The organism is Kitasatospora sp. GP30 (assembly GCF_029892145.1).
In the GTDB taxonomy this organism is placed as follows: domain Bacteria; phylum Actinomycetota; class Actinomycetes; order Streptomycetales; family Streptomycetaceae; genus Kitasatospora; species Kitasatospora acidiphila.
This window is the reverse complement of record NZ_JARZAH010000002.1, coordinates 519,437-528,097: the sequence shown is the minus strand read 5'-3', so window position 1 is coordinate 528,097 and position 8,661 is coordinate 519,437. Positions and strand designations below refer to the sequence as shown.

The following is an 8,661-nucleotide window of genomic DNA, read 5'->3' as shown; positions in this document are numbered from 1 at the left end:
ACGCTCGGCTGGAGAACCCCAGCCGAGCGCCTGCGTGATCTACTGACGACCACGTAGGCCATCAGGTGTTGCGAGGACCCCAAGAATCCGCCATCGCGGTAGGGGCGCCCTCGTAGGTGTGACCCGGCTTAGTTGTCGCCGTCCTCGTCGATGAGGAAGCCGCGCATCGGGGCCGGGGCCTGCTGCATGGGCTGCATCGGCTGGGGCGGCTGCGGACGGACCGCGGCCATCGGCTGGGTCATGCCGGCCGGGGCCATCTGCGGCGCGCCGCTGCCCGAGGGCTGACCGCCGCCGAAGGACGGCTGGCCGTTGCCGCCGCCGAAGGACGGGGAGCTGCCACCGAACGACGGGCTGGAGCCGCCGAAGGAGGACTGACCGCCGAACGACGGGGCACCGGTGGAGGCCATCGAGGAGGCCGCCGGCGGCAGCGAGGCGGTGGCCGGGATCCGCGGCGGAGCCAGCGAGTCGTCCGCCTGCGACTCCAGCTGGCGCAGCTGGGTCTCCAGGTAGGACTTCAGGCGGGTGCGGTACTCGCGCTCGAAGGCGCGCAGGTCCTCGACCTTGCGCTCCAGGGTGGCGCGGGCGGACTCCAGGGAGCCCATCGCGACCCGGTGCTTCTCCTGAGCGTCCCGCTCCAGCGCGTCGGCCTTGGCGCGGGCGTCCCGCTCCAAGCCCTCGGCACGGCTGCGGGCCTCGCCGACGATCTTGTTGGCCTCGGAGCGCGCCTCGGAGATCGCCTGGTCGGCGGTCTGCTGAGCGAGCGCCAGTACCCGGGCGGCGCTGTCGCCACCGGGACCCTGCTGCTGCATCGGGCCGCCGAGCGGACCACCACCGAGCGGACCGCCCATCGGCGCCAGCTGCTGCTGACCGCCCATGGTCTGGCCCATCTGCTGCGGCATCTGGCCGCCCATCGGGCCGCCCTGCTGCATCGGCGACGGCATCGGCTGCAGCATCTGACCGCCCATCGGCTGCACCAGCTGCTGCTGGCCGCCCATGGTGCCCATGCCCTGCTGCTGCGGCATACCCTGCTGCTGCACCAGCTGCTGCTGGCCGCCCATGGTGCCCATGCCCTGCTGCTGCGGCGGCATGCCCTGGCCGGGCATCTGGCCCTGCTGCTGCGGCATGCCCTGACCGGCCGGCAGCTGCGGAGCGCCGGACGGCAGACCCAGCGGCTGGCCGCCCATCTGCTGCTGAGGCTGGGGCTGCTGCTGGCCGGGACCCTGCTGACCAGGGACCGGCGGACCGGATATGGCGGCGGGCACCGGGGCACCGGGCCGCTGCGCGTCCTGCGGAGGCTCCTTGCGCATGTTCGCCTGGTTCTGCGCGGCAGCCCGGGTCGCGGCGGCGAGCTTGGCCCGCAGGTCCTCGTTCTCGCGCAGCAGGCGGGTCAGCTCGGCTTCGACCTCGTCGAGGAAGGCATCGACCTCGTCCTCGTCATAGCCTTCGCGCAAGCGGACGGTCGTGAACTGCTTGTTCCGAACGTCCTCGGGGGTCAACGGCATCTCTTCACCTCAACGTGATCGTCGGCACAGATGGCATCCTGCCGCATCGCTCACCACGGCAGACGCTGCACGAGCGAGATCAGGGCATACACAATGATCATCAGTACGAAGAAGGACAGGTCGAGCGCCACGCCCCCGAGACGCAACGGCGGGATAAACCGCCGAAGAAGCTTGAGTGGCGGATCCGTGACAGTGTACGTGGCCTCCAACAGCACCACCATGGCCTTGCCCGGTCGCCAAGAGCGGGCGAACTGGAAGACCCAGTCCATGACCAGGCGGAACAGCAGAATCACCAGGAAGACGGTCAGTGCGTAGTAGAGCACTGCCCCCACGATCCCCATCGGGTATCCCTCTCCCGGTTTCTTCCGCTACCGCTTGGTCACTCACTGTCCATCAGGTCCACACATGTCGTCGTGGCCGGGTCAGCTCTGGTTGAAGAACCCACCCTCGGCGATCCGAGCCTTGTCCTCCGCCGTGACATCGACGTTAGCAGGAGACAGCAGGAACACCTTCTGAGTCACGCGCTCAATGCTGCCGTGCAGACCGAAGACGAGTCCAGCCGCGAAGTCTACGAGCCGCTTCGCGTCGGTGTCGTCCATCTCGGTCAGATTCATGATCACCGGGGTGCCGCCACGGAACTGTTCCCCGATGGTACGGGCCTCGTTGTAGGTCCTCGGGTGCAGCGTGGTGATGCGGTACGACTCCCGCTCGTTCACGACCTTGGGCATGATCACCGGGGCACTCTTCTCCAGATTCTGACGGCGTTCGGGTGTGATGGACGACACGGGGGCCATCCGGGGCTGCTCCTGCCGGATCGGCACGGCGGCCGCCACCGGCTGGGATTGGGGCGCGATCGAGGCGACCTGCGCCGTGGGGGCGGCGGCGGGCGCCGCCGGGCGCGGGATGTCCTCGGTCCGTCCGGTCCTGATCGGCTCGGGGTCCGTGTCGTAGTCGTCGTCCGGGTCGTAACCCTGGCCGTCGTACGTCTCGTCCTCCACGAGGCCGAGGTAGACCGCCATCTTGCGCATTGCGCCGGCCATGCTCCTGTCCTCCGCTCTGTGGTGGATCGGCTCGGTCACTGGCCTGGCCCGCGAAACCCGGCTCCGTCGAGTACGGTGACCCAGGGAGCCAGGTGTCCAGGACCGCGGTCCGCTCACCTTCCGTCAGATCCCGACTACGGTGAGCCGACGATCCGTCAGTCCGTGTGCGTGGCCGCGGCCTTACGATCCACGATGTGCTGTCGGTTCAGCAGGACTAATCCGTGCTTTGTCCTGATTTGTCCTGCAGTCTGATCTACTACCCGGTGACGTTACCCGAGGGGTGACCTCGCACCGAGCACCGCCGTACCGACGCGTACATGTGTCGCCCCGGCGGCAATCGCCTGCTCGAGGTCGCCGCTCATCCCTGCCGACACCATCGTGGCAGCCGGATGGCTCGCGCGTACGGCGGTTGAGATTTCCGCCAGACGCGTAAAGGCGGCGACCGGGTCGCCGGTCAGCGGACCGGTGAGCGGAGCGACCGTCATCACACCGTCCAGCCGCAGCCCGGGCGTGTCGGCGATCAGATCGGCCATTTCCAGCACCTGCTCCGGGGGCACCCCGGCCCGGCCCTGCGCCGTGCCGCCGTCGAAGGCGACCTGCACCAGGCAGCCCAGCTCCGGGCGTTCGGCCTTCAGCACCGCCTCGGAGAGGGCGCTGACCAGCCGCGACCGGTCGACCGAGTGAACGTGGTGCGCGTAGCGCACCACCGAGCGCGCCTTGTTGGTCTGCAACTGTCCGACGAAGTGCCAGATCAGCGGCAGGTCGGCGCAGTCGGCCGCCTTGGGCGCGGCGTCCTGGTCGCGGTTCTCGGCGACGTGCCGCACCCCCAGCGAGGCGAGCAGCCGGGTGTCCGAGGCGGGGTAGGTCTTGGTGACCACCACCAGGGTCACCTCGGAGCGGGGCCGGCCGGCCGCCGCGCAGGCGGCGTCGATCCGCCGTTCGACCGTGGCGAGGCCGGCGCGGAGCTGCTCAAGGCGCGCGGCCGGGACCCCGGCCGACTGTCCTTCCGTCATATCTCCTGTCCTTCCTCTTGTTCACACTGCCCGCTCACACGACGATGCCCACCCCGGCCAGTGGCGGGATGGGCATCGAAGCCTGCGGAAGATCCTACAAATTACTTCGAGCAGAGCCTCACTTCAGGCCGTGCCCTACGTCAAGCTGTGCCCTATTTCAAGAAATCCGGCACGTCGAGCTCCTCGGCCGGGCTCTCCACGTAGGGCAGCCGGGTCGGCTGCACCTGCGGCGGCACCGGCGGGACCACCGGGGGCTCCGGCTTGACCGGGGCCGGGGCGCTGTCCTCGGTCGAACGACCCGTCACCGAGCCGACGCCGCCGTAGGGTCGGCTGGTCGGACGCTCGGCGGGCGGGGCCGGGGTGGCCTTCACCACCGGGTCGCGCACGATGGCCGGCGGCTGGCCGCCGTCGAAGCCGGCCGCGATCACGGTGACCCGGACCTCGTCGCCCAGTGCGTCGTCGATCACCGCACCGAAGATGATGTTGGCCTCGGGGTGCGCCGCCTCGCTGACCAGCTGCGCCGACTCGTTGATCTCGAACAGGCCGAGGTCGGAGCCGCCGGAGATGGAGAGCAGCACGCCGCGGGCGCCGTCGATCGAGGCCTCCAGCAGCGGTGAGGAGATCGCCATCACGGCGGCCGCCTTGGCGCGGTCCTCGCCGCGCGCCGAGCCGATCCCCATCAGCGCCGAGCCCGCGTCCGACATGACCGACTTGACGTCGGCGAAGTCCAGGTTGATCAGACCCGGAGTGGTGATCAGGTCGGTGATGCCCTGGACACCGGAGAGCAGCACCTGGTCGGCCGAGCGGAACGCGTCCAGCACGCTGACCTGGCGGTCGGAGATGGAGAGCAGCCGGTCGTTCGGGATGACGATCAGGGTGTCCACCTCCTCGCGCAGCGAGGCGATGCCGTCCTCGGCCTGGTTGGCCCGGCGGCGGCCCTCGAAGGTGAACGGGCGGGTGACCACGCCGATGGTCAGCGCGCCGAGCGAGCGGGCGATGTTGGCCACCACCGGCGCGCCGCCGGTGCCGGTGCCGCCGCCCTCGCCGGCCGTGACGAAGACCATGTCGGCCCCCTTGAGGACCTCCTCGATCTCCTCGCGGTGGTCCTCGGCGGCCTTGCGGCCGACCTCCGGGTTGGCCCCGGCGCCGAGGCCGCGGGTGAGCTCCCGGCCGACGTCGAGCTTGACGTCGGCGTCGCTCATCAGCAGGGCCTGCGCGTCGGTGTTGATCGCGATGAACTCGACGCCCTTCAGACCGACCTCGATCATCCGGTTGATGGCGTTGACACCGCCGCCGCCGATACCGACGACCTTGATGACTGCGAGGTAGTTCTGCGGTGCTGCCACGTCGAAGGCCTCTCGCCTCGGATGTCCGGGTCGGCTTCCTGGGTCTGGGAGAGCCGACGGATGTCGATGGGTGGGGAGCCCGGTTCCTGACTGATTGTCCGAAATGGAGACCGCCGACCCGAACCCTGAACTTGACGTTTAGGGTTCACGCCGCGCCTACGTCAACGAGCCGCGAGGCACAGCCTGGTGACACAGGACACTAAGTGCCGGGCGGGTCCGTGTTCAACGAACACGCCGAGCTTCCCTTTTTTCTTTTGAGCCTATGTGATCATCGCCCAATGACAAGCACCAGGCTCAGCCCTGGAGCTGACGAAGATTCGAGACCACCCAGGGTCGGGGACGCATCGACAGATCGTCAATGACTCCCCACCGTCAGAACCTACCGGATTTCGGTCAACTCGAGATCGCCGGGGCATCAGGAGCGGTCACGTCATAGACCTTGGCGGACTGCTTCAGCAGCGCCCGCAGCACGACCGCCTTGCGGTCGATCTGCTCGGGGCTCCCCCAGCGGATCGTCACCCCGCTCGGCAGTCCGATCTCGATGTCGTCATACGAACGGACCAGCAATGACGGTCCCTGCTTGGCCACTTCGGCCGGCAGACCGGCCGCGACCTTGACCGCGCCCTGCACCAGCTCGGCCTGCGGCAGCACCGCGGCGGCGTCCTGGGCGGGCTGACTGAGCTGCAGCTGGACCACCGGAACCCCCGCCGGTGGTGTGTCCGCGGTGGCGAAACTCACCCCGGATGCATCCATTTGAGTGAACTTACCGTCAGCACGCTTGACAGCTGCCACTGGCTGACGCTCGATCACCTTGATGCGCAGGGTGTGCGGCCAGCCGCGCCAGACCTCGGCCCGGGCCACCCTGGGAATGGCTTGGACGCGGCGCTGCACCGCGTCCAGGTCGACCCGGGCGAGCGGACCGTGCTGCAGCGGCCCGACGGCCTGGCGCACCTCATCCACCGTCAGCTGGTCGTTCTGCAGGCCCTGGATGGCGACCGTGCGCACGTCCAGCGCCGAGGAGAAGAAGATCACCCAGCCGATCAGGGCCAGCACCAGGGCGCCCAGCGAGCTGAGCACCACGATGCCGCGCCGGGAGAGCCGCAGCGGGACCCGGACCGGCTCGTCCGGGTCCTCGTCCGCCTCGGCAGCCCGGGCCCGCCGTTCGCCGACCAACCGGTCAGCCACGTCGCCGGCCGCCGCGCGCCGCGTCGATCGCTTCGTAGACCATGCCGACCAGCAGCTCGTCGGCGTCCCGGCGGCCGAACTCGGCGGCGGCCCGGCTCATGTCCCACAGCCGCTGCGGGTCGGTGAGCACCGGGAGCACATTGGCCATCACCCAGTCCGGGGTCAGCTCGGCGTCGTCCACCAGCAGGCCACCGCCGGCCTTGACCATCGGCTGGGCGTTCAGCCGCTGCTCGCCGTTGCCGATCGGCAGCGGCACGAAGGCGGCCGGCAGGCCGACCGCCGCCAGCTCGGCCACCGTCATCGCGCCGGCCCGGCAGAGCATCAGATCGGCGGCGGCGTAGGCCAGATCCATCCGGTCCACGTAGGGCAGCGCCCGGTACGGCGGCATGCCCGGGATGTCGTCGATCTGCGGCAGCTCGTTCTTCGGGCCGACCGCGTGCAGGATCTGCACGCCGTACTGCTGCAGCCGCGGCGCGATCGCCTGGACGGTCTCGTTGAGCCGGCGGGCGCCCTGCGAACCGCCCGAGACCAGCAGGGTGGGCAGCCGCTGGTCCAGGCCGAAGTAGGCCCGGGCCTCGGGGCGCACCGCGTTGCGGTCCAGGGTGGCGATGGTCCGGCGCAGCGGGATGCCGATGTAGCGCGAGTCGCGCAGCTTGCTGTCCGGGGTGGAGACCGCGACGAAGTCGCTGTAGCGGGCGCCGATCTTGTTGGCCAGGCCCGGGCGGGCGTTGGCCTCGTGCACCACGATCGGCACCCCGGCCCGCTTGGCGGCAAGGTAGGCCGGCATCGCGACGTAGCCGCCGAAGCCCACCACCGCATCGGCGTTGACCCGCTCGATGATCTCCTGCGCCGCCCGGACGGTACCGCGCAGCCGACCGGGAACGGTGATCAGCTCGGGGGTGGGCTTGCGGGGCAGCGGAACGGCCGGAATCAGTTCCAGCTGGTAGCCGCGCTCGGGTACCAACCGGGTCTCCAGGCCGCGCTCGGTGCCGAGCGCGGTGATGCCGATGCTGGGGTCGTGCCTGCGCAGCGCGTCCGCGAGCGCCATGGCCGGCTCGATGTGGCCGGCGGTGCCTCCGCCGGCGAGTACGACATGCACCGAAATTCACCGCTCCCTGCGCGGTAGCCGGGGAGCCGGCCGCGCTGTGGTTCGTCGTCGTGGCAGCACCCGGCGCAGACCTGTCCTGAACCGGGACTTCGAGCTCCGGGCGGCGAGCGCCGCCTTGGCTCCGGGGAGGCTGCGTGCGAAGCAGAGCAGCATCCCGATCGCCGTCATGGCCGACAGCATCGCGGATCCCCCGTAGGAGAACAGCGGGAGGGGCACGCCCGCGATGGGCAGCAGTCCCAGCGCCGACCCCAGGTTGATCATGGCCTGGGCCATGATCCACGTGGTGGCGGCTCCCGCGGCATACCTGACGAAGGAGTCCTTCGTGCCGACGGCCACTCGGATACCCGCATACCCTAGTGCCGCGAAGAGACCGATAACCGACAGCGTCCCCACCAGACCGAGTTCCTCACCGGTCGCGGCGAAGATGAAGTCGGTGTGCGCCTCGGGCAGCTGGCCCCACTTCTCGTAGCCGGCGCCCAGGCCGGTGCCGAAGGTGCCGCCCAGCCCGAAGGCGTAGAGGCCGTGCAGTGCCTGGAAGCAGTCGTGATTGGCGACCGGCTTGGTGATGCCGATGCAGGACAGCCGGTCAAGCCGGTGCGGCACGGTGATGATCAGCGCGGTGCAGGCCACCACCGCGATGCCCAGGGTGGCGACGAACAGCCGCAGCGGCGCGCCGACCATCCAGAGCAGCGCGAAGACCATGGCCACCAGGATCATCGAGGTGCCCATGTCGCCACCGAGCATGATCAGCATCAGCAGCACCAGTGCGCCCGGCACCAGCGGCACCAGCAGGTGCTTCCACTGGGTCAGGGTGCCGGCCTTCTGCTTGCGGGCCAGCAGGTCGGCCGCCCAGAGCAGCAGCGCCAGCTTGGCGAACTCCGAGGGCTGCACCTGGAAGAAGCCGAAGTTCAGCCAGTTCCGGTTGCCGTTGACCTTCATCCCGATGCCGGGGATGGCCACCAGCACCATCGCGCCGATCGAGCCGAGCAGCACCGGATAGGCCAGCACCCGGTGCACCGCGACCGGCACCCGGGCGGCAGCCACCAGCAGGACGCTGCCCAGCACCACCGCGACCAGCTGCTTGCGGAAGAAGAACTGGCCGGGCAGGCCGTCGCGGATCGCGGTGATGTTGGACGAGGAGAAGACCATGACCAGGCCCAGCACCAGCAGCAGCGAGGCCGAGCCGAGCAGCAGGTAGTAGGGCGTCAGCGGGCGGCTCAGGGTGTAGCGCAGCCGCTCCCGCAGGGCCCGCAGCCGGCCCACCGCCCCCTGGGCCTTGAAGACCGTGCTGGTGGCGGAGATCAGCGCCGGACCCGACGAGGACGGCGCGGTCGTGTCCGCCTTGCTCTGACCCGCCACCGCGCCGTCCCTCTGTGTTAGTCGCCACTCGCCTCCGGGCCCTCTGCCCCGGTGTCGACACTCCTCGGTCGCTCATCCCCGCCGCGGAGCGGCTGATCAAGCACTGCC

The 8,661-nt window shown here is 69.9% G+C and carries 8 protein-coding genes; all 8 read right to left on the bottom strand.

The window, feature by feature from the left end:
• Positions 1-128 precede the first annotated feature (128 nt).
• The 8 genes from P3T35_RS05720 to ftsW all read right to left on the bottom strand — a co-directional run bounded on the left by P3T35_RS05720 (position 129) and on the right by ftsW (position 8,457).
• Positions 129-1,502 (bottom strand): DivIVA domain-containing protein, encoded by a 1,374-nt coding sequence (locus tag P3T35_RS05720; RefSeq protein ID WP_101379927.1) that lies wholly within the window; start codon positions 1,500-1,502, stop codon positions 129-131.
• A gap of 50 nt (positions 1,503-1,552) precedes the next feature.
• Positions 1,553-1,843 carry a YggT family protein gene (locus P3T35_RS05715; protein WP_101379928.1) on the bottom strand — a complete coding sequence of 97 codons (291 nt, stop codon included), beginning with the start codon at positions 1,841-1,843 and terminating at the stop codon, positions 1,553-1,555.
• Positions 1,844-1,924: 81 nt separating this feature from the next.
• Positions 1,925-2,542, bottom strand: coding sequence for a cell division protein SepF (gene sepF / locus P3T35_RS05710; RefSeq protein WP_101379929.1), 618 nt, complete (start codon positions 2,540-2,542; stop codon positions 1,925-1,927).
• Positions 2,543-2,811: 269 nt separating this feature from the next.
• On the bottom strand, positions 2,812-3,555 hold the full coding sequence (locus P3T35_RS05705) for a YggS family pyridoxal phosphate-dependent enzyme (RefSeq protein ID WP_101379930.1): 744 nt from the start codon (positions 3,553-3,555) through the stop codon (positions 2,812-2,814).
• 152 nt (positions 3,556-3,707) lie between these two features.
• The gene (ftsZ, locus tag P3T35_RS05700) at positions 3,708-4,901 is read right to left on the bottom strand and encodes a cell division protein FtsZ (RefSeq protein ID WP_101379931.1); all 1,194 of its coding nucleotides are present in this window, start codon (positions 4,899-4,901) and stop codon (positions 3,708-3,710) included.
• A 393-nt stretch (positions 4,902-5,294) separates the two neighbouring features.
• Entirely contained in the window at positions 5,295-6,086 is a 792-nt protein-coding gene (locus tag P3T35_RS05695) for an FtsQ-type POTRA domain-containing protein (RefSeq protein WP_101379932.1), read from the bottom strand.
• Complete coding sequence (murG, locus tag P3T35_RS05690; protein WP_101379933.1) at positions 6,079-7,185, bottom strand: undecaprenyldiphospho-muramoylpentapeptide beta-N-acetylglucosaminyltransferase; 1,107 nt, start codon at positions 7,183-7,185, stop codon at positions 6,079-6,081. The genes P3T35_RS05695 and murG overlap by 8 nt, the downstream gene beginning before the upstream one ends.
• Positions 7,186-7,191: 6 nt before the next feature.
• The gene (gene ftsW, locus P3T35_RS05685) at positions 7,192-8,457 is read right to left on the bottom strand and encodes a putative lipid II flippase FtsW (RefSeq protein WP_280704485.1); all 1,266 of its coding nucleotides are present in this window, start codon (positions 8,455-8,457) and stop codon (positions 7,192-7,194) included.
• Positions 8,458-8,661 lie beyond the last annotated feature (204 nt).

Coding starts and splice junctions, on each gene's coding strand:
- P3T35_RS05720 (WP_101379927.1), bottom strand. CDS start 1,502: ATGCCGTTGACCCCCGAGGACGTTCGGAACAAGCAGTTCACGACCGTC.
- P3T35_RS05715 (WP_101379928.1), bottom strand. CDS start 1,843: ATGGGGATCGTGGGGGCAGTGCTCTACTACGCACTGACCGTCTTCCTG.
- sepF (WP_101379929.1), bottom strand. CDS start 2,542: ATGGCCGGCGCAATGCGCAAGATGGCGGTCTACCTCGGCCTCGTGGAG.
- P3T35_RS05705 (WP_101379930.1), bottom strand. CDS start 3,555: ATGACGGAAGGACAGTCGGCCGGGGTCCCGGCCGCGCGCCTTGAGCAG.